This window comes from Pseudomonas sp. GW456-12-10-14-LB2 (assembly GCF_002884345.1).
Taxonomy (GTDB): Bacteria; Pseudomonadota; Gammaproteobacteria; order Pseudomonadales; family Pseudomonadaceae; genus Aquipseudomonas; species Aquipseudomonas paraglycinae.
Genome location: NZ_POHV01000010.1, coordinates 47,861 through 68,767, shown reverse-complemented (window position 1 = coordinate 68,767; position 20,907 = coordinate 47,861). Strand labels below are relative to the sequence as shown.

Genomic DNA, 20,907 nt, shown 5'->3' with positions numbered 1-20,907 from the left:
TCGGTGGAGATCCCGCTGCACTCAAGCACTGTGCAACTAGTGGAAACTCGCGCGTGTCGTTCGACCTGGGTTTGAACCCTAGTCAGATTTGTCGCCACCGGCCAGATTCTTCTTCGCGCCGGTCTTGAAATCGGTTTCGTACCAGCCGCTGCCGCTGAGGCGAAAGCCCGGCATCGACAGCTGCTTCTTGAGTTCCGGCGCCTGGCAGGCAGGACAATCGACCAGTGGTGCGTCGCTGATCTTTTGAATGGCTTCCAACTGATGACCACAGGAAGCACATTGGTAATCGTACATCGGCATGGGGTTGTCTCGGCAATCAGATTGCCAGCACGCGCAGGGCTGTGCGGCGAAAGAGCGGGATTATATCCATTAAATGCGGCCTGTGCAGCCGGAAGACTGCACAGGCCGTCTCGTCAGTGACATCCCGCGCCGTGCATCCCCGGAGAATCCCGTAGACCATGCACCACACACACCACCCGTATCAGACCGCTGAAGTTTTTCACCCCGCCATGGCGCAGGTGAACTTCACGATCGACACGGGACAACAGCGTGCCGACCGAACAGCAATTGTCCTCGGCCATCCGGCCCAGGATGTTCCAGTAAACCTGCTCCAGCCGCATGCAGGTCGCGAACCCGTTCAAGCGTACCGATCGGGACAACGGCCGGATCAGCTCCATGTCGAACCCGCCGAGAAACGGCTCCTCGAACTTGTCCTGCTGTAAAACGACAGCAATGTCGCCTCGCCTGTCTCCACCTTCCATATTGCTGACACTCCTTTGTCATTTCTGCGCCTGTGATCAAGGCGAAATCCTGAGATCTCATTAAAAGCGCAGGTGCAAAGGCAGATCCAGATGACTTTTTGACCATCCACGTAGGATAAGCCAACGCGATACGGAGGATCATGGAGCGGTGGGGTGTCTTCCTTGTTTCCTACCGTCGTGAGTGAAATTTCCGGGGGAACAAGAGAACAGCGCACGAACCATGGATGTCCATGCGCTTCCCTTCATCAAGCCTCGAGCAGTGCGCGCAACATCCACGCGGTTTTCTCGTGAACCTGCATGCGCTGGGTCAGCAGGTCGGCGGTTGGCTCATCGCTGACTTTATCCAGCAAAGGGAAAATCCCCCGCGCCGTGCGGGTGACTGCTTCCTGACCTTCGACCAGCTGCTTGATCATGTCCTCGGCACTCGGCACGCCCACCTCTTCTTTAATGGAGGAAAGACGTGCATAAGTCGCATAGGCGCCCGGCGCTGGGAAACCCAGCGCCCGGATGCGTTCGGCGATCGAGTCGACCGCCAGTGCCAGTTCGTTGTATTGCTCCTCGAACATCAGATGCAGGGTCCGGAACATCGGCCCGGTGACGTTCCAGTGGAAGTTGTGAGTCTTCAGATACAGCACGTATGTGTCGGACAGCAGGCGCGAGAGCCCTTCGACGATGGATTTGCGGTCTTCTTCACTGATACCGATATCGATTGCCATGCTTACCCCCTAACGGCGATTGAAATTCATCCAGCAGGTGTCGGTTCACTGTAGCAAGGCCACCCCCACCCCGCAGCCCCCGTATCGACCCGATAGAGGCGACAAATCGTCCCACGCGTTGCCGCTGGCCGGCGTGATTTGAGTAGCCGCAGGCTTTGCTGTTAAATAGGCAGTGTGTCGCTACGCCCCGTTTTCCGGGCCTGCGCATAGGCTGATGCCGTGCACGTGTCCAACGCCTCTTATTGTTCCGAAGCGAACCGTGCGCCTTCAGCTCTTCCTTGTGAGCCGTCATAACGTGAGTCAATAAAAATGTTGAAAATCGTCCACCTGCTAATGGGCGCAGCAGCCTTGCTGCTGTCCTTCATACCCAGCCTGAAGTCCGAAGCGGTACCTTACCTGCAACAACCCGATGCACTTTACCTGGCCTTTTTCGGCCTGCTGAACCTGATCCTTGCACCAGTTATCCCTTACTGGAACAAAGGTCCGCGCCAGCATCTGCAAAATCTGGTCAGCGCCCTGCTGGTCCTGACCGTTGTCCTGCAAACACTGACCCTGATCGCGCCGATGCCTGTCATCGCCGGCCAGCCAGCCGTGCTGTTCAGCCTGGTGATCGCACTGGTCGCCGTGGTTCTGCACCTGGCCGTCAGCTTCTACAAATCCTCCCCGGCCGCCGCCGCGCAAAGCTACGACATGAGCAACCGCGATACCGGCACCGTCAAGTGGTTCAATACCTCCAAGGGCTTCGGCTTTATCTCCCGGGATTCCGGCGATGATATTTTCGTGCACTTTCGCGCCATCCGTGGCGAAGGCCACCGCGTTCTGGTCGAAGGCCAGCGCGTGGAGTTCTCGGTGATGAACCGTGACAAGGGCCTGCAGGCCGAGGACGTGATCGCCGCCCTGCCGCGTCGCTGATCCAAGTCTCCCGCAATAAAAAAACCGCGAACAGCCAGGCTGTTCGCGGTTTTTTAATGAATGCGTTTTTAACGGGAGCACGCCCGCGCACTTCTCAATAGTGTGGCGGCGGTGCGTCTTCTTCGAAAGAACCGAACTGGCCCACCATCTCTTCCTGGCGCTTGAGTACCGCTGCCATCTGCAATTGCAGACGCTCGACCACTCGCTGCTGCTCCACCAGCACATCGTTCAATGCCTGAATGGTGTCGTCCTGAAACGCCAAGCGACTTTCCAGCTCGGTAACACGTTGTTCGAGGCTCATCACTCAGCCCTCCAGAAAGGTGAAATCTTCGTCCAGCACCAGACGCAGGCGCTCGCGGATCGCGGCCACTTGCTCGGCACTGTAAGGCCTGGCGGGATGCTTGCCCCAGACCGGCGCCGGCCAGGCCGCATCGTCCCGCTTACGCACGATCACATGCATATGCAGTTGGCTGACCACATTACCCAGGGTCGCGACATTCATCTTGTCGGCGTCGAAGGAATCCTTGAGCACCTCGGCCAGGGCCGTGGTTTCCTGCCACAGGCGCTGCTGGTCGGCGACATCCAACTGAAACAACTCGCTGATATCGTCGCGGCGAGGCACCAGGATGAACCACGGGTAGTTGGCGTCGTTGGACAACAGCAGTCGGCAAAGCGGGAAATCGCCGATAGTCAGCGTGTCCTGTTGAAGTCGTGGATCTAAAGCAAACACTGCGCGCACTCCCGGCGAAATGACCTGTTTTCAGCTTAGCGCCCCGCTGTGAAAGCAGCGCGCCAAGCGACTGGACGGCAGCATACCTGCGATTGGAGTGACCTTCACGGCGAACAGCGTTGCCACAAGAATTCCTCCACGCCCCGGAATGTGACATTTATGCCTCGCGTGCACCAGGACAGAACCGGAAATGCGAATAAATCGAGCAAAATGACCGGCGCACACCTCAGCGTTTACGTTCATCCAGCGACCCAACTGTATGAATTCAGTACAGCCTTTGAATTTTTTTGCACCAAAACCGCACAGTGCGTCTACGCTCAGTGCGTCGGGCATCCGCCGAATACTCACCGACGGGGTGAACCGGTAACGTTTTTGGTTGTCGCGCTGCGACTTTCAGGGAGCAACACCATGCGAAGGACGGCGTCAAGCCTGTTTGAAAGGCCCTCGAAGCCCCCGGTTTTATGAGGTTTTTACAGCGTCAGACGCGCACCTTGAAAAAAACCGGAACAATTCAGCGGTTTGTGCACGCTTGTTGCATTCATACCCATATGGACTATAAGCGCACCACAAGAAGTGGATGCCTTGAGCCCCATAAAAACAGTGGCAGGGTTGCCCGATGGAGATTCAAGCGTTTTGCCAAGGGACTCTTTTTTACCGATGCTCAAGCCCTGTAAAACAGCGCTGAAGTTGTCAGTCCCATTGCATTTGGACTGTAAATTTGCGACATCTACCAAGCCGTTTGCGACACGCTCGTAAAGAAGCTGAAAGGTTGGATTCGCAAGTATCGCCAACATGGTCGGCGTGATATAAGTTTGCGCCGACACAAAAAGAAAGAGCCGCCCAGATAATAAAACAGGTGGGACGGCAGTACTCTTCTAAAACCAAAGGAGCAAATCACGATGCGCGTGATGAAGTGGAGCATGATCGCACTGGCAGTTGCAGCAGCAGCCAGTACTCAAGTGGCTACAGCCGCACCGTTTGTAAGTGACCAGGCTGAAGCGAAAGGCTTTGTTGAAGACGCGAAAGCTGATTTGCTGATTCGCAACTATTACTTCAACCGTGACAACAAAGACCGTGCCCCGGACGTGAAAGACTGGACCCAAGGTATCTGGGGCAACTTCAGTTCCGGTTACACCCAAGGCACTGTTGGTGTCGGCGTTGATGCATTCGGTTACCTGGCCATTAAACTGGACGGCGGTGATGGCACCAGCGGTTCGGGCAACATGAGCCGTAGCGACACCCGCAACGCCAATGGTAGCCGCGACGTAAACGACAGCCAGGGTAAAGCCGGCGCTGCTGTTAAATTCCGCGTCTCCAAAACCGAGCTGAAATTCGGCGAAATGAGCCCGAGCACCTCTCCAGTGTTCGCTATTGGCGGTTCCCGTATCCTTCCTCAAGTGGCTACCGGCTTCCAACTGCAGAGCAGCGAAGTCAAAGACCTTGATCTCGAAGCCGGTCACTTCTACTCGGCTTCCAGCCAGGACAAAAACGATAGCCGCGGCGATCTGTATGCAACCTACGCGAATGGTGGCAGTGGTGTTGCAGCCAAGTCGATCGACTATTTCGGTGGCAAGTACGGCATCACCGAAAATCTTTCCGCATCGTTGTATGGCTCCAAGCTGGAAGACATTTGGAACCAGTACTACGCCAACGTGAACCTCACCACCCCGTTCGGTGGTGACACGTCGCTGAACACCGACTTCAACATCTACCGCACCACCGATACCGGTAAAGCGAACGCGGGCGACATCAGCAACACAACGTTCTCGCTGGCTACTGCTCTCTCGTTCCTGAAAGCACACACCATCACCCTGGCCTTCCAAAAGGTTAACGGCGATACCCCGTTCGACTACATCGGTGTGGGCAAGAACAACCGCGGCGGCGACTCGATTTTCCTCGCCAACTCCATCCAGTACTCCGACTTCAACGCTCCTAACGAGAAATCTGCCCAGATCCGTTATGACTTGAAAATGGCCGAGTACGGCGTTCCAGGTCTGAGCTTCATGACCCGTTACGTGAAAGGTTGGGACATCGACGGTACCAAAACTCCAGCAAACAGCACTTACGCCGGTATGTACGGTGAAGACGGCAAGCACAACGAAACCAACTTCGAAGCCAAGTACGTTGTTCAGTCCGGCCCGGCCAAAGACCTGTCCTTCCGTCTTCGTCAAGCCTGGCACTTCGCTAACGCCGACGAAGGTGAAGGCGACGTGAAAGAGTTCCGTCTGATCGTCGACTACCCGCTGTCGCTTTTGTAATCGCACCGAGTTAGTTGCGGTAACAAAACAAAAAGGCCCATCTTCGGATGGGCCTTTTTTATTGCCTGTCACTTGTAATAGATGCCTGACCGATAAGTCAGGCAATTAATTAGCAACCTATCATTACACCGCCGATTCCTGAACCACACGAATCACTCGTTGCGGAAAAGGAATATCAATGCCTGCAGTCTTTAAACGATCACGGGACTGTTCGTTAAACATGAACATCACATCCCAGTAATCCGCGGTTTTAACCCAGACGCGCAGAGAAACAGTGATCGAACTGTCACCCAGTGTCGAAATAACAGCCTGAGGTGCCGGATCCTGCAGAACACGATCATCCTTGGCCAGATCCAGCAGCACCTGACGGGCCTTTTGCAGATCGGCTTCGTAATCCACACCTACGTCGAACACAACCTTGCGGGTCGGCTGACGGTTGGTGTTGGTGATGATGCCGTTCGACAGGTTGCCGTTCGGCACGATGATGGTCTTGTTGTCACCGGTGCGCAGCACGGTGTGGAAGATCTGGATGCTGTCGACAGTACCCGCCACACCCTGGGCTTCGATCCAGTCACCGATGCGGAACGGACGGAACAGCAGAATCAGCACGCCGCCGGCGAAGTTCGCCAGGCTGCCCTGCAACGCCAGACCGATGGCTAGGCCGGCCGCACCGATCGCCGCGACGAACGAGGTGGTCTCGACGCCGATCATCGATGCCACGCTGACAATCAGCAGTACCTTGAGAATGATGTTGGCCAGGCTGCTGATGAAACCTTGCAGGGCCAGGTCGGCATTGCGCAGGGCCAGCAGGCCGCCGAGCTTTTGCGTGACCTTGTTGATCAGCCACCAGCCGATGGCCAGGGTAATCACCGCCAGCAACACACGGCTGCCGTATTCCATGATCATCGGAATCCACGCCTGGGACGCCTTGACCAGGTTGTCCACCTCAGCATTCAAATCCATCTTTTATCTCCTGATTGCCGGCTTCCCGGGCTGTAAAAAACCAGCGGCAGAAAGACCGGGCCGTAAAGGGCTCAATCGTTTCTGCCGTTGCTTGGGCCTCGGACGCTTTAAACGCCGAGAGGTTCCCGACCGAAAAGCTTAGTCGCGGAAGTTGTTGAACTGCAGTGGCATGCCGAATTCCTTGGCACGCAGGGCCGCGATGGCTTCCTGCAGGTCGTCACGCTTCTTGCCGGTCACACGCACCTGCTCGCCCTGAATGGCGGCCTGTACCTTGAGCTTGGCTTCCTTGATGTGGCCGACGATCTTCTTCGCCAGTTCCTTGTCGATGCCTTCCTTGAGGACGGCGTCCTGCTTCATCAGCTTGCCCGAGGCGAAGGAATCTTTGACTTCAAGGCACTGCACGTCGATCTTGCGCTTGACCAGGGCCAGCTTGAGGATCTCGATCATCGCTTCCAGCTGGAAATCGGCTTCAGCGGTCAGGTGGACGGTCAGGTCCTTTTCCTTGAATTCAAAGCTGCCCTTGCCTTTCAGGTCATAACGACGATCGAGTTCCTTCACGGCGTTCTCGACCGCGTTGGTGAGTTCGTGTTTGTCCAGTTCGGATACCACGTCGAACGACGGCATGTAATCTCTCCAATAAAAAGGCGCGCTCGTACGGGACGCGGCGCGCTTGGCTTGCGGTTAAAATCGGGCTCATTATAACGGGTCTTTTCCCACCGACACGGCGAGCCTTGCATGCCTGTACCTTACCGAGTGAAAAACTGATGTCCACCCCCTGGCATGTCCTCGGCGCCGGAAGTCTGGGCACGCTCTGGGCCACACGTCTGGCCCGGGCCGGATTGCCGGTCCGGCTGATCCTGCGCGACCTCGACCGCCTGCACGACTATGCAACGGCGGGCGGCCTGACCCTCGTCGAACAGGGCGTGGCCAGCCATTACGCGATCCCCGGCGAAACCCCGGACAGTCCCGGCCCCATCCGTCGCCTGCTGGTGGCCTGCAAAGCCTACGACGCCGAAGCGGCCGTGGCCGGGCTTGCCCATCGCCTGGCACCGGACGCCGAACTGATTCTTTTGCAGAACGGCCTCGGCAGCCAGGAAGCAGTCGCCGCGCGAGTCCCGCAGGCCCGCTGCATCAGCGCCTCCAGCACCGAAGGCGCGTTTCGCGACGGCGACTGGCGCGTGGTATTCGCCGGCCACGGCTACACCTGGCTCGGCGACGCCGGTCATCCTGTCGCGCCGATCTGGCTGGACGATCTTGAGGCGGCAAAAATCCCCCATGAATGGAGCGCCGACATCCTCACCCGCCTGTGGCGCAAACTGGCGCTCAACTGTGCGATCAATCCGCTGACGGTGCTGCACGACTCCCGCAACGGCGGCTTGCAGCAACATCACTGCGAAGTCGCCACGCTGTGCGGCGAACTGACCGAGCTGCTCGAACGCTGCGGGCAACCGGCGGCGGCGGACAACCTGCAACAGGAAGTGGAGCGGGTGATCCAGGCCACGGCGGCGAATTTCTCGTCCATGTATCAGGACGTGGCCAGCAAACGCCGCACCGAGATCAGCTATTTGCTTGGGCATGCCTGCAAGGTTGCAGAGCGTCATCAGTTGAACCTGCCGCATCTCAAGCAGTTGCAGCAGCGCCTGACTGCCCATCTGCACAGTCTCGGATTGCCCGTCGACTGAGCAGCGGCTACGCTGGCCACTTGTTCCTTTGCTGCGATAAACCTGATGCCATTGCGCCAGCGTCTTGAAAACCTGCCGGTCGGCCAGAAACTGCTGGCCGCCCTGCTGGTGCTGTTGACCACCGTATTGCTGGTCGCCAACCTGACCTTTATCAGCGCCGCCTATTACATTTCCCAGGAAAGCATGGCGCCCCAGGCGTTGCAGACCATCGGCCGGCTGGTGTCCAACCCGAGTCTGGTGGCCGAAGCCTTGCAGTCGCCGCAAAGCGCCGAGCGCCTGCTCAAGGAGCTCGACAGCTATTCCCCGCTGCGTGCCGCCGCTTTATATGACGGCAAAGGCGAACGTCTGGCGCAACTGCAACACGGCGACAAACTCAAACTGCCGGAACGCTACCGGCACATCGAAGCCTGGCAACTGACCGAGTTTCGCAGCAACCAACTCATCACCCTGCCCCGCCCCGGCACTGCACCGGGCCACCTGCTGTTGGTGGCCAGCAGCGAACTGCCAGTCGCGTTCTACACCGGCACGCTCACGGCCAGTCTGGGGATCCTGATTTTCAGTGTGCTGCTGTGGCTGGTCATCGCCCGGCAGATCAAGCGTCTGATCACCCGGCCGATCCATCAGCTGGAAGAACTGTCCCGCCAGGTGACCCGCGAGGAGAACTACGCCCTGCGCGCCTCCCGGGGCAACCATGACGAAATCGGCAGCCTCGCCGAAGCATTTAACACCATGCTTTCGCGCATCGAGGCCCGGGAGCAGCAACTCAAGCGTGCCCGCGATGACTCGCAAGCAGCTTACGATCAGGCCCAAGGTCTGGCTGAAGAAACCCGCCACACCAACCGCAAGCTGGAGCTGGAAGTCCAGGTGCGCAGCAAGATCGAGAAAAAACTCACCGGGTTCCAGAACTACCTCAACAGCATCATCGACTCCATGCCCTCGGCGCTGATCGCCCTCGACGAACAGCTCTACGTGACGCAGTGGAACCAGGAGGCCAGCGCCCTTTCCGGTACACGGCTTGACGAAGCGCTGAACCAGCCGATCTTCCTCGCCTTCGAGCCGCTCAAGCCGTTTCTGCCGCAACTCAAGCAGACCGTCGAACAACACACGGTGGCGAAAATCGAGCGGGTGACGTGGTTCAAGGACGACGAGCCCAAGCACTACGCCCTCACCTTCTACCCATTGATGGGCGGCGCCGGGCGCGGCGTGGTGATCCGGATCGACGACATTACCCAGCGCCTGTCGCTGGAAGAAATGATGGTGCAGTCGGAGAAAATGCTGTCCGTGGGTGGCCTTGCCGCCGGCATGGCTCACGAGATCAACAACCCGCTGGGGGCGATCCTGCACAACGTGCAGAACATCCGCCGACGCCTGTCACCAGACCTGCCGAAGAACCTCGAACAGGCCGAACAACTGGGCATCGAACTCGATACCGTGAACCGTTATCTGCAAGGTCGGGAAGTCCCGCAACTGCTTGACGGCATCCAGCAGGCCGGCGCCCGGGCGGCGAAGATCGTCACCCACATGCTCAGTTTCAGTCGCCGCAGCAACCGCCAGATGGCACCGTGCGACCTGCCGGCGCTGATCGATCAAGCGGTGGAAATCGCCGGTAACGACTTTGACCTGGCCATCGGCTTCGACTTCAAGGGTCAGGCGATCATTCGCCAGTTCGACCCGGCGCTGGGCCCGGTGCCCGGCACCGCCAACGAACTCGAACAGGTGCTGCTCAACCTGTTGAAGAACGCCGCGCAGGCGATCCACCAGCGCGAAGATGACAGCGAGCCGGGGCGAATCACCTTGCGCACCCGGCTCAATCCGCCCTGGGCCGAGATTCAGGTCGAGGACAACGGCATCGGCATGAGCGAGAACGTGCGCAAGCGCACCTTCGAGCCATTCTTCACCACCAAGGAAATCGGCCAGGGTACGGGCCTCGGCCTGTCGGTGTCGTACTTCATCATCACCAACAACCACAAAGGGCAGATGGAAGTGCAGTCGGCGCCGGGGCAAGGCACCTGCTTCACCCTGCGCCTGCCACTGGCGCAACCGGCGCCCATCGCCGCCGAAACCAATCAACTACCGAGGTAAACCATGGGCTTTCGCTTGTCGAAGATCTACACCCGCACCGGCGACAAGGGCGAAACCGGACTCGGCGACGGCCGCCGGGTGCCCAAGGATCACCCGCGCATCGAGGCCATTGGCGAGGTCGATACGCTGAACAGTCAGGTCGGCGTGCTGCTGGCCGGATTGATCGCCGAGCGCGAAACCTGCCCCGGGCTGAATGAGCTGATCGACGTGTTGGCGCCCTGCCAACATCGGCTGTTCGACCTTGGCGGTGAACTGGCGATGCCGGAATATCAGGCATTGAACGCAGCAGAAATCGAACGGCTGGAAGCCGCGATCGATCTGTGGAACGAGGAATTGGGGCCGCTGGAGAACTTCATTCTGCCGGGCGGTTCGATACTGATTGCCCAGGCCCATGTCTGTCGCAGCCTGGCGCGCAGTGCCGAGCGGCGTTGCCAGCATTTGAATGCGATCGAGCCGTTGGCCGGGGTTGGCCTGGCGTACATCAATCGCTTGTCGGATCTGTTGTTTGTGGCGGCCAGGCTGATCGCCCGGCGCCAGGGTGTTGCCGAGATTCTGTGGCAACCGGCGGCGAAACCTTCAGATCAGTAGCGACTGTCAGGACGCCTTCGTCGGAACGCCGCCCGGAGCAAGCCCGCTCCCACAGTTGATCGAGTTCTTCCTGTTGGAATGCACTCAACTGTGGGAGCGGGCTTGCTCGCGAAGGGGACGTCAGCCTCAATACAAAATCAGGCCTGTGGCCAGAACGCCCGAATCCCCGCCACACCCTGAGCCCCGGCATTCCACGCTTTCTCGCGCTCCGCCGGGCCGACTCCGCCCAACAGAAACACCGGTTTGCTGAAGCCTTCGATCAGCGTCGAAGCCTGCTCCCAGCCCAACGGCTGTGCATCCGGGTGAGTCAGGGTCGGCTGCACCGGCGACAGGGTGACGAAATCCACGCCCATCTGCTCGGCCAGCGCCAGTTCTTCAGCGTTGTGGCAGGACGCCGCCAACCAGCGCTCCGCCGGCAGCGGACGCCCCGCGGCCGCGTACTTGCGCAACTGCGCCGAAGTGATGTGCCAGCCCGCGGCCGGGAAATCGCCCAGCCACTCGAACGGGCCCTTGATCATCAACTGCGCCTTGCCGGCGCACAGTCCGACCGCGTCTACCGCAAGGTCGCGGTATTTCGGGTCATAACCATTGGGCGCACGCAGCTGGATCAGCTTGATGCCACCGGCGATTGCCTTCTGGATGCCGCGCAGCAAGGCCGGGGTTTCCAGGTCTTCCGGGGTGATCAGGTATTCGGCGGGCAGACGCGCGGCCGCGACGATCGGCTGGTTGGCCGCCGGGAATTCGTAATCCGTCAGCTCCTTGGCCGAAACCCAGGCCAATGGCTGGCCTTCGGCACCATGGGGTTCGCCGGTAAAGCTCGAGACTTCCCAGACATCCAGCAACACCTGTTTGTCCGGGTAATCGTGGCGCACCTTGATCAGCGGCCGCGCGGCGCCGACGACAATGCCCAACTCTTCGTGCAGCTCGCGGGCCAATGCTGTTTGCACCGACTCATCGGCTTCGACCTTGCCACCGGGAAATTCCCAGAGGCCGCCCTGATGCTGGGTATCGGCACGCCGGGCGATCAGAATCTTGCCGCTGCCGTCACGAATGACGGCGGCGGCGACGTGTACACGTTTCACGACTGCAATTCCTCCAGTCCTGCCTTTTGCCAGGCCTTGAAGGCCGGCCACTGGTAGACGGTTTCAACATAGGCTTCATCATCGGCCGACAACTTCACCTGATAGGTGCGCAGGCGCACGGCAATCGGTGCGAAGAACGCATCGGCCAGCGACACCCGACCAAACAGGTAAGGCCCAGGCTCGGTCGCGACGGCGCGGCATTCGGCCCACAGCGCGAGCATGCGCTCGACATCGACCTTCACTTCCGGCGGCACCGGGTTGAGCGGCGCGTCGTGGCTCAGGTTGAACGGCATGTGGTTGCGCATGGCGAAGAAGCCGCTGTGCATCTGCGCGCAGGCGGATCGCGCCTGGGCTCGGGCGAAGATATCGGTCGGCCAGAGTTGTTCGGAAGGAAACTGCTCGGCCAGGTATTCGGCAATCGCCAGAGAATCGGCGACGGTGCCACGGGCGGTTTTCAGCAGCGGCACCTTGGCGGTCGGCGAGTGCGCCAGCAGCCGCTCGCGGGTGTCGGGCTTGCCGAGTTTGACCAATTCTTCGGTGTAGGGCGCGCCGGTCAGTTCAAGCGCCAGTGCCGCGCGCAGGGACCAGGAGGAAAGCAGTTTGTCGCCGATGATCAGGTGAAGGCTCATGTTCGGGTCCTTTCATGGGACAGAAGAAAAGGAGGTCCGCAGACCTCCCTCTTCGGCAGGGATCAGGTGCGGTATTCGGCGTTGATCTTCACGTACTCGTGGGACAGGTCGGTGGTCCAGATGGTTTCGCTGCAATCGCCGCGACCCAATTCGATACGGATGGTGATTTCTTCCTGCTGCATCACCGCCGAGCCCTGGGCTTCGGTGTAGGTCGCGGCGCGGGCGCCACGGCTGGCGATGCACACGTCACCGAGAAACACGTCGATCTTGCTCACGTCCAGATCCGGCACGCCGGCACGGCCGACGGCGGCGAGGATGCGGCCCCAGTTCGGGTCGGAGGCGAACAGTGCAGTCTTGATCAGCGGCGAGTGGGCCACGGTGTAGCCGACGTCCAGGCATTCCTGGTGATTGCCGCCGCCGTTGACTTCAACGGTCACGAACTTGGTCGCGCCTTCGCCGTCACGCACGATGGCCTGGGCCACGTCCATGCACACCTCGAACACGGCCTGTTTCAGCTTGGCGAACAGCTCGCCTTCGGCACGGGTGATTTCCGGCAGCGCAGCCTTGCCGGTGGCGATCAGCATGCAGCAGTCGTTGGTCGAGGTGTCGCCGTCGATGGTGATGCGGTTGAACGACTTGTTGGCACCGTCCAGCATCAGGTTTTGCAACACGTCGCGGGAGACTTTGGCGTCGGTGGCGATGTAACCGAGCATGGTCGCCATGTTCGGACGGATCATGCCCGCGCCTTTGCTGATGCCGGTGACGGTGATGGTCACGCCGTCATGCTGGAACTGGCGGCTGGCGCCTTTTGGCAGCGTGTCGGTGGTCATGATGCCGGTGGCGGCCGCTTCCCAGTTGTTTTCCGACAGATCGTCCAGCGCGGCCTGCAAGGCGCCTTCGATCTTCTCGACCGGCAGCGGCTCGCCGATCACGCCGGTGGAGTAAGGCAGGATCTGGCTGGCATCGACGCTGGTCAGTTCAGCCAGTTTGGCGGTGGTGCGCTCGGCAGCAGCCAGGCCTGGCTCGCCGGTGCCGGCGTTGGCATTACCGGTGTTGGTCAACAGGTAGCGCACCGGGTTCTGCACGCGTTTCTTGGCCAGGATCACCGGCGCTGCACAGAAAGCGTTCAACGTGAACACGCCCGCCACGGTGGAGCCTTCGGCGCAACGCATCACGACGACATCCTTGCGCCCCGGGCGCTTGATGCCGGCCGAAGCGATACCGAGTTCAAAACCGGCAACCGGGTGCAACGTTGGCAAAGGACCAAGACCAACAGCCATGAATGCGCTCCTTACTCAATGATGTCAGCACCGCCAAGCGTAGTGACGGTGGTGTAAATGGCAAAACGCCGCGACGGCTGGTGCCGGTCGCGGCGCGGGTATTTCAGCAATTGAAACGGGTTTTACTGGATCTGCCCGTGGCAATGCTTGAATTTCTTGCCCGAACCGCAGTAGCACAGTTCGTTGCGGCCCAGCTTCTGCTCGTTGCGCACCGGGGCGGTGGCGAGGGCCACATCGACCTCTTCACCGACCAGTTCCGGTTGCGCTTCCAGGCCAGGAGCCTCGGCGTGTTCGAACTGCATGCGGGCGGCCAGTGCTTCGGCTTCCTGACGCAGGCGTTGTTCTTCTTCGGCCGGATCTTCGCGGCGAACCTGAACGTGCGACAGCACACGGATCGAGTCGCGCTTGATCGAATCCAGCAGCTCGGAGAACAGCGTGAAGGACTCGCGCTTGTATTCCTGCTTCGGGTTCTTCTGCGCATAACCACGCAGGTGGATGCCGTGACGCAGGTGATCCATGGTCGACAGGTGGTCTTTCCACAGGTCGTCCAGAACGCGCAGCACGATCTGCTTCTCGAACGAACGCAGGGCTTCGGCGCCCGCCTGGTCTTCTTTTTCGTTGTACGCGGCGATCAGCTCGTTCATCAGCTTCTCGCGCAGGGTTTCTTCGTACAGGTGATCGTCTTCGTCGAGCCATTGCTGGATCGGCAGCTTCACGCCGAAATCGCTGGCGATCGACGCTTCCAGACCGGCCACGTCCCACTGCTCTGGCAGCGATTGCGGCGGAATGTGCGCGCTGACGGTGGCGTTCAGGACGTCCTGACGGAAATCAGCGATGGTTTCGCCGATGTTGTCCGCGGCCAGCAACGTGTTACGCATGTGATAGATCACTTTACGCTGTTCGTTGTTGACGTCGTCGAACTCGAGCAGTTGCTTGCGGATGTCGAAGTTGCGGCCTTCAACCTTGCGCTGCGCCTTCTCGATGGCGTTGGTCACCATACGGTGCTCGATGGCCTCGCCAGGCTGCATCCCCAGGGCTTTCATGAAGTTCTTCACCCGGTCAGAGGCGAAGATGCGCATCAGGCTGTCTTCCAGCGACAGGTAGAAGCGGCTGGAACCGGCATCGCCCTGACGGCCGGCACGGCCACGCAGCTGGTTATCGATACGACGGGATTCGTGACGCTCGGACGCGATCACCTGCAGACCGCCGGACTCCAGCACTTGCTGGTGACGCTTCTGCCAGTCGGCCTTGATCTGGGCGATCTGCTCAGGGGTCGGGTTTTCCAGCGACGCGACTTCAACTTCCCAGTTGCCGCCCAAAAGGATGTCGGTACCACGACCGGCCATGTTGGTAGCGATGGTCAGGGCGCCCGGACGACCGGCCTGCGCGATGATTTCAGCTTCTTTTTCGTGGAACTTGGCGTTCAGAACCTTGTGTTCGATGCCTTCCTTCACGAGCAATGCGGACATGTGCTCGGAGGTTTCGATGGTCGCAGTACCCACCAGTACCGGACGACCGGCAGCCATGCTTTCCTTGATGTCGTTGACGATCGCCGCATATTTCTCTTCGGCGGTCAGGAACACCAGGTCGTTGTAGTCCTTACGGGCCAACGGTTTGTTCGGCGGAATGACCATAACGTCCAGACCATAGATCTGGTGGAATTCGAATGCTTCGGTATCAGCGGTACCGGTCATGCCGGACAGCTTGGTGTATAGACGGAAGTAGTTCTGGAACGTGGTCGATGCCAGAGTCTGGCTTTCGGCCTGGATATTCAGGTTTTCCTTGGCTTCGATGGCCTGGTGCAAGCCTTCGGACAGACGACGACCCGGCATGGTGCGACCGGTGTGCTCGTCGACCAGCACGACCTGGCCGTCTTGCACGATGTATTCGACATTGCGGTTGAACAGCTTGTGCGCACGCAGGCCGGCGTAAACGTGAGTCAGCAGACCCAGATTATGCGCCGAGTACAGGCTCTCGCCTTCAGCCAGCAGGCCAACACTGGCGAGTTGCTCTTCGATGAACTGGTGACCGGCTTCGTTGAGTTCGACCTGACGGGTCTTCTCGTCGACGGTGAAATGGCCTTCCTGGGTGACTTCGCCTTCGACTTCTTCGACGTGCAGCTTGAGTTTCGGGATCAGCTTGTTGATCTCGATGTACAGCTTGGAGCTGTCCTCGGCCTGACCGGAAATGATCAGCGGGGTACGCGCTTCGTCAATGAGGATGGAGTCGACTTCGTCGATCACGGCAAAGTTGAGTTCGCGCTGGAATTTCTCTTCCATGCTGAACGCCATGTTGTCGCGCAGGTAGTCGAACCCGAATTCGTTGTTGGTGCCGTAGGTGATGTCGGCGGCGTAGGCGGCGCGCTTCTCTTCCGGCGGCTGGAACGGCGTCACGATGCCGACGCTCAGACCGAGGAATTCATACAGCGGACGCATCCAGTTGGCGTCGCGGCGGGCCAGGTAATCGTTCACGGTCACAACGTGCACGCCCTTGCCGGACAGCGCGTTGAGGTAAACGCCCAGAGTACCCACCAGCGTCTTGCCCTCACCGGTGCGCATTTCGGCGATCTTGCCTTCGTGCAGGGTCATGCCACCGATCAGCTGGACGTCAAAGTGGCGCATGCCCATGACACGCTTGCCGGCTTCACGGGCGACCGCGAAGGCTTCGGGCAACAGCTTGTCGAGGGTCTCCCCCTTGGCAATGCGGTCCTTGAACTCTGCGGTCTTGGCGCGCAGTTGATCGTCCGAGAGGGCGACCATCTTCTCTTCGAAGGCATTGACGAGCTGCACCGTCTTGAGCATGCGTTTGATTTCACGCTCGTTCTTGCTTCCAAAAAGTTTCTTTAACAAAGGCGCAAACATATCGGCAGGATCTTCCACACTAAAGGGATGGAGGGCGGCCCCGTGAGTCGCCCGTGCAGCCCTCATGGCCGCATGCGAACGAGCATTCTACCCGGAAACGGTGGTGAGGAAAGTGGGGATATTCCACGATGCTGGCACTGCGCTTTGACGGGGCTCACTTAAAATAGGGGCGTTTTGCTCAACTTCAAGCCGTACAGCGAAGAAGTTAGTCGTTGATTTAATGGGCAAAGCAGGGACAAAAGCAATGGGCGAGTGAAATGGCTGCCATCTGCTACCATGGCGCCTCTGTCACTTCAGGTCCTAGATCATGGCATTTCGCCCTCTCACAGCCAGAGCGCCCGCCGTTCTGCTACGCGAAGCCAGACCGCTGAAAGCCATCCTCGGTCATGCCCAGCGCCTGGCCCATCTGCAACGTCTGCTCGAAAGCCAGCTGCAACCTGCCGCCCGTGAACACTGCCACGTAGCCAAGTGGCGCGAAGGCGAACTGTTGCTGATCGTCACCGACGGCCATTGGGCCACGCGCCTGCGCTATCAACAGAAGCGCCTGCAACGGCAACTGCAGATGTTCGACGAGTTCGCCAATCTGACGCGAATCAAGTTCGCCGTACGGCCACCGACCATCCAGCGCGAAGCGAGCGGGCCGACGATCGACCTGTCAACGGATGCGGCGGCGACCATCCAGGCCACCGCCGACGGGATCAGCGATCCGAATCTGCGAGCGGCACTGGAACGACTGGCCGCCCACGCCAAACCCAAAACCTGAGCCTTGTTGATCAGCGGCGTTTGCTGCCGCCGAGCAATGAACCCATCAGACCGCGCACCAACTGTTTACCCAGCGAATTCGCTGCTTGGCGCATCGCCGACTTGAGCGCCTGTCCCGCCGCCGTGCCGAGGAATTCTCCGGCCTTGTCCGCCAGACTCGGCTCTTCAGCGGCCGGTTTGCCCGGCGCCGCTTCAGCCTCGGGTGCCAGCCCCTTGCGCCCCATCAGGATTTCATAGGCCGACTCGCGATCGATCGGCTTGTCATAACGGCCCTTGAACGGCGAACCGGCAATCAGCACCGTGCGCTCGGTCTCGGTCAACGGCCCGATCCGCGATTGCGGCGGCGCTACCAGCACTCGCTGGACCATTTCCGGCGTGCCCTTCTCCTGCAAGGTGCCGACCAGAGCCTCGCCAATCCCGAGTTCGGTGAGCACCGACAAGGTGTCGAACGCCGGATTCGGCCGGAAGCCGTCCGCCACCGCCCGCAGGGATTTCTGTTCCTTGGCGGTGAACGCGCGCAGGCCGTGCTGGATCCGCAGTCCCAGTTGCGCCAGCACATCGTCCGGCAGATCGCCCGGCGACTGAGTGACGAAATACACACCCACACCTTTGGAACGGATCAGCCGCACCACTTGCTCCAAGCGTTCCTGCAACGCCTTGGGCGTGTCGCCGAAAAGCAAATGCGCCTCATCGAAAAACAGCGCCAGCAGCGGTTTGTCGGCATCGCCGCGCTCCGGCAGTTGCTCGAACAGCTCGGCCAGCAGCCACAAAAGGAAGGTCGCGTAGACCTTCGGCGCCTCATGCACCAGACGACTGGCGTCCAGCAAATGAATGCGTCCGCGACCATCGGCGGTCGGTTGCAGAATGTCTTCCAGTTGCAGCGCCGGTTCGCCGAACAACGCCTCGGCGCCCTGCTGCTCCAGCGTGGCCAGACGCCGCAACAGCGCCTGGCTGGAGCCGGTGGTGAACAGCGCGGCGTCTTCGCCCAACAGCTGCGGATTGTCCTTGAGGTGATTGAGCAGCGCCTTCAGGTCCTTGAGATCCAGCAGCAACAGGCCTTCGCGATCCGCCACCTTGAAAGCGGCGTACAGCGCCGACTGCTGGCTGTCGGTCAGTTCCAGTAAGGCGCCGATCAGCAGCGGGCCCATTTCACTCAACGTAGTGCGCAACGGATGACCGGACTGACCGTGAATGTCCCACAAGGTCACGGGATACGCCTGAGGCGTGTGCTTGAGCCACGGCATGCCGGCGATGCGCTCGGCAATCTTGCCCTGAGGGTTGCCGGCAGCACCGAGGCCGCACAGGTCGCCCTTGACGTCGGCGGCGAACACCGCGACCCCGGCGTCGCTGAACGCCTCGGCCAGACGCTGCAGGGTGACGGTTTTGCCGGTACCGGTTGCGCCGGCCACCAGTCCGTGACGGTTGGCCAGGCGCATGGCCTGGGCGATCGGTTGCCCGGCGAGGTCAGCGCCGATTACAAGTTGCGAAGATTCAGGCATTTGGTCACCCAATGGTTAATCTTTGATCGAGCATGGCCGATAGCTAAAGGTGACAGATGCGACTGACATCCGCATCGGAGATTTCCCTAAGGAGAAGCGGAAATACCTGCTTGTACCCATCAAGCCCACCTGGCGAGTATCTATAGAAGCACGCCCTGAATAATAAGACCTTAGCGGAACCCCAAGCCATGAACAAAAATCTGCGTTTCAGCCATAAAATCCTGCTTGCCGCCGCCCTCATCGTCATTGCCGCCTTCGCCTCGTTCACGCTGTACAACGACTGGTTGCAACGCAATGCGATCCGCGAGGACCTGGACAATTACCTCAACGAGATGGGCGAGGTCACAGCCGACAATATCCAGACCTGGCTCAGCGGGCGCATCCTGCTGATCGAGAACGCGGCCCAGAACATCGCCATCAACCCCGATCCTGCCGCCGTCGCCAGCCTGCTGGAACAGAAAGCCCTGACGTCGACCTTCATGGCGTCTTACCTCGGCGATGCTACCGGGCACTTCACCATCCGCCCGGATGCGAAGATGCCGGACGGTTTCGATCCACGTGTTCGTCCTTGGTATAAAGGTGCGGAAAGCAGCAGCACCTCGACCCTGACCGAACCGTACATCGACGCCGCCACCGGCCAGACCATCATTTCCATCGCCACCGCCGCGAAAAAGGCCGGTCAGAGCGTGGGCGTGGTGGGCGGCGACCTGAGCCTGCAAACCCTGATCAACACCCTCAGCGCCCGGGACTTCTCCGGCATGGGCTACGCGTTCCTGGTCAGCGCCGACGGCAAGATCCTGGTGCACCCGGACAAGGCCCTGGTGATGAAGTCACTGAAGGAAGCCTATCCGCAGGACACCCCGCGCATCAGCAGTGACTTCAGTGAAGTCACCGTCGACGGCAAGACCCGCATCGTCAACTTCACCCCGATCAAGGGCCTGCCGTCGGTGAACTGGTACATCGGCCTGTCGGTGGACAAAGACAAAGCTTTCTCGATGCTCAGCGAATTCCGCGCTTCGGCCGTGATCGCGACCGTGATTGCGGTGGCGATCATCATTGCCCTGCTCGGCATGCTGATCCGTATCCTGATCCAGCCGCTGCACGTGATGACTCGTGCCATGGAAGACATCGCCGACGGCGAAGGCGACCTGACCAAACGTCTGACCATTCAGAATCAGGACGAATTCGGCGTGCTCGGCACCGCGTTCAACCGTTTCGTCGAGCGTATTCACGGCTCGATTCGCGAAGTGTCATCGGCCACCGGCCAGGTCAACGAAGTCGCCCTGCGGGTGGTCGCGGCCTCGAACTCGTCGATGTACAACTCCGACCAGCAAGCCTCGCGCACCAACAGCGTGGCTGCGGCGATCAACCAGCTCGGCGCCGCCGCCCAGGAAATCGCCCGCAATGCCGCCCAGGCCTCGACCCAGGCCAGCGACGCCCGCGGCCTGGCTGAAGACGGCCAGCAAGTGGTGGAGCGCAGCATCAAGGCCATGAATCAGCTTTCGAGCATGCTCAGCGCATCGAGCAGCAATATCGAATCGCTGAACAGCAAGACCGTGAACATCGGCCAGATCCTGGAGGTGATCACCAGCATTTCCCAGCAGACCAACCTGCTGGCGCTCAACGCGGCCATCGAAGCGGCACGTGCCGGTGAAGCCGGTCGCGGCTTTGCGGTGGTGGCGGACGAGGTGCGCAACCTCGCCCACCGCACCCAGGAATCGGCGCAACAGGTACAAACCATGATCGAGGAGCTGCAAGTCGGCGCCCGCGAATCCGTGAGTACCATGAGCGACAGCCAGCGCCACAGCCAGGACAGCGTGGACATCGCCAACCTCGCCGGCGAACGCCTGAACAGCGTGACCCAGCGCATTGGTGAAATCGACGGGATGAACCAGTCGGTGGCTACCGCAACCGAGGAACAGACGGCTGTGGTCGAGTCGATCAACGTGGATATCACCGAGATCAATACGCTGAACCAGGAAGGTGTCGAAAACCTGCAGGCGACGTTGCGGGCTTGCTCGGATCTGGAGCAGCAGGCTTCGCGATTGAAGCAACTGGTTGGCAGCTTCCGCATTTAAAGCCGCTCTGCCGGTCGTCTTCGT

At 60.1% G+C, this 20,907-nt stretch carries 20 protein-coding genes; 7 read left to right on the top strand and 13 right to left on the bottom strand.

Annotated elements, in window-relative coordinates:
* Window positions 1–78: 78 nt before the first annotated feature.
* The 3 genes from C1X29_RS08895 to C1X29_RS08885 form a co-directional block, all read right to left on the bottom strand.
* Window positions 79–300, bottom strand: coding sequence for an FmdB family zinc ribbon protein (locus C1X29_RS08895; RefSeq protein ID WP_007951210.1), 222 nt, complete (start codon window positions 298–300; stop codon window positions 79–81).
* A 113-nt stretch (window positions 301–413) separates the two neighbouring features.
* A complete protein-coding gene (locus tag C1X29_RS08890) occupies window positions 414–761 on the bottom strand; it encodes a ribbon-helix-helix domain-containing protein (protein WP_085745205.1) in 348 nt (115 codons plus the stop codon).
* 245 nt (window positions 762–1,006) lie between these two features.
* Entirely contained in the window at window positions 1,007–1,477 is a 471-nt protein-coding gene (locus tag C1X29_RS08885) for a Dps family protein (RefSeq protein ID WP_039766007.1), read from the bottom strand.
* Window positions 1,478–1,786: 309 nt separating this feature from the next.
* Here C1X29_RS08885 and C1X29_RS29765 point away from each other — a divergent pair, with 309 nt between their 5' ends.
* A complete protein-coding gene (locus tag C1X29_RS29765; RefSeq protein WP_007951213.1) occupies window positions 1,787–2,389 on the top strand; it encodes a cold-shock protein in 603 nt (200 codons plus the stop codon).
* Window positions 2,390–2,483: 94 nt separating this feature from the next.
* Here C1X29_RS29765 and C1X29_RS08875 read toward each other — a convergent pair whose 3' ends face one another.
* From C1X29_RS08875 to C1X29_RS29165, 3 genes are all read right to left on the bottom strand, one after another.
* Window positions 2,484–2,690, bottom strand: coding sequence for a SlyX family protein (locus tag C1X29_RS08875; RefSeq protein ID WP_007951214.1), 207 nt, complete (start codon window positions 2,688–2,690; stop codon window positions 2,484–2,486).
* A gap of 3 nt (window positions 2,691–2,693) precedes the next feature.
* Window positions 2,694–3,119: an HIT domain-containing protein gene (locus tag C1X29_RS08870; protein ID WP_039766001.1), complete on the bottom strand. Its 426-nt coding sequence runs from the start codon at window positions 3,117–3,119 to the stop codon at window positions 2,694–2,696.
* A gap of 470 nt (window positions 3,120–3,589) precedes the next feature.
* Window positions 3,590–3,943, bottom strand: a complete 354-nt coding sequence (locus tag C1X29_RS29165; RefSeq protein ID WP_134020340.1) for a hypothetical protein — start codon at window positions 3,941–3,943, stop codon at window positions 3,590–3,592.
* Window positions 3,944–4,018: 75 nt separating this feature from the next.
* Between C1X29_RS29165 and C1X29_RS08865 the strand changes: the two genes are divergently transcribed.
* Entirely contained in the window at window positions 4,019–5,377 is a 1,359-nt protein-coding gene (locus C1X29_RS08865) for an OprD family porin (protein WP_102717263.1), read from the top strand.
* 123 nt (window positions 5,378–5,500) lie between these two features.
* On the opposite strand, the gene C1X29_RS08860 is transcribed toward C1X29_RS08865, so the two are convergent.
* Both C1X29_RS08860 and C1X29_RS08855 read right to left on the bottom strand, forming a co-directional pair.
* Complete coding sequence (locus tag C1X29_RS08860) at window positions 5,501–6,340, bottom strand: mechanosensitive ion channel family protein (RefSeq protein ID WP_007951217.1); 840 nt, start codon at window positions 6,338–6,340, stop codon at window positions 5,501–5,503.
* A 138-nt stretch (window positions 6,341–6,478) separates the two neighbouring features.
* Window positions 6,479–6,964 (bottom strand): YajQ family cyclic di-GMP-binding protein, encoded by a 486-nt coding sequence (locus C1X29_RS08855; protein WP_007951218.1) that lies wholly within the window; start codon window positions 6,962–6,964, stop codon window positions 6,479–6,481.
* Window positions 6,965–7,104: 140 nt separating this feature from the next.
* On the opposite strand from C1X29_RS08855, the gene C1X29_RS08850 reads away from it, so the two are divergent.
* Genes C1X29_RS08850 through C1X29_RS08840 form a run of 3 tightly spaced genes read left to right on the top strand, consistent with a single transcriptional unit; the run spans window position 7,105 to window position 10,692 of the window.
* Complete coding sequence (locus C1X29_RS08850; RefSeq protein ID WP_102687250.1) at window positions 7,105–8,022, top strand: putative 2-dehydropantoate 2-reductase; 918 nt, start codon at window positions 7,105–7,107, stop codon at window positions 8,020–8,022.
* Between the two features lie 45 nt (window positions 8,023–8,067).
* Entirely contained in the window at window positions 8,068–10,104 is a 2,037-nt protein-coding gene (locus C1X29_RS08845) for a HAMP domain-containing sensor histidine kinase (RefSeq protein ID WP_085745209.1), read from the top strand.
* 3 nt (window positions 10,105–10,107) lie between these two features.
* Entirely contained in the window at window positions 10,108–10,692 is a 585-nt protein-coding gene (locus C1X29_RS08840; RefSeq protein ID WP_102717262.1) for a cob(I)yrinic acid a,c-diamide adenosyltransferase, read from the top strand.
* Between the two features lie 137 nt (window positions 10,693–10,829).
* Here C1X29_RS08840 and C1X29_RS08835 read toward each other — a convergent pair whose 3' ends face one another.
* The 4 genes from C1X29_RS08835 to secA form a co-directional block, all read right to left on the bottom strand.
* Window positions 10,830–11,774: a Nudix family hydrolase gene (locus C1X29_RS08835; protein WP_085745211.1), complete on the bottom strand. Its 945-nt coding sequence runs from the start codon at window positions 11,772–11,774 to the stop codon at window positions 10,830–10,832.
* A complete protein-coding gene (locus C1X29_RS08830; RefSeq protein ID WP_102687247.1) occupies window positions 11,771–12,403 on the bottom strand; it encodes a glutathione S-transferase family protein in 633 nt (210 codons plus the stop codon). The genes C1X29_RS08835 and C1X29_RS08830 overlap by 4 nt, the downstream gene beginning before the upstream one ends.
* A gap of 62 nt (window positions 12,404–12,465) precedes the next feature.
* Window positions 12,466–13,683, bottom strand: coding sequence for a bifunctional glutamate N-acetyltransferase/amino-acid acetyltransferase ArgJ (gene argJ, locus C1X29_RS08825; RefSeq protein WP_102687246.1), 1,218 nt, complete (start codon window positions 13,681–13,683; stop codon window positions 12,466–12,468).
* A 122-nt stretch (window positions 13,684–13,805) separates the two neighbouring features.
* Window positions 13,806–16,544: a preprotein translocase subunit SecA gene (gene secA / locus C1X29_RS08820; protein ID WP_085745213.1), complete on the bottom strand. Its 2,739-nt coding sequence runs from the start codon at window positions 16,542–16,544 to the stop codon at window positions 13,806–13,808.
* 307 nt (window positions 16,545–16,851) lie between these two features.
* Between secA and C1X29_RS08815 the strand changes: the two genes are divergently transcribed.
* A complete protein-coding gene (locus C1X29_RS08815) occupies window positions 16,852–17,307 on the top strand; it encodes a DUF721 domain-containing protein (RefSeq protein WP_007951226.1) in 456 nt (151 codons plus the stop codon).
* Between the two features lie 10 nt (window positions 17,308–17,317).
* On the opposite strand, the gene C1X29_RS08810 is transcribed toward C1X29_RS08815, so the two are convergent.
* A complete protein-coding gene (locus C1X29_RS08810) occupies window positions 17,318–18,805 on the bottom strand; it encodes a helicase HerA-like domain-containing protein (RefSeq protein ID WP_102717299.1) in 1,488 nt (495 codons plus the stop codon).
* 188 nt (window positions 18,806–18,993) lie between these two features.
* Here C1X29_RS08810 and C1X29_RS08805 point away from each other — a divergent pair, with 188 nt between their 5' ends.
* Entirely contained in the window at window positions 18,994–20,883 is a 1,890-nt protein-coding gene (locus tag C1X29_RS08805; protein WP_102687245.1) for a methyl-accepting chemotaxis protein, read from the top strand.
* The last annotated feature ends 24 nt before the right edge of the window (window positions 20,884–20,907 follow it).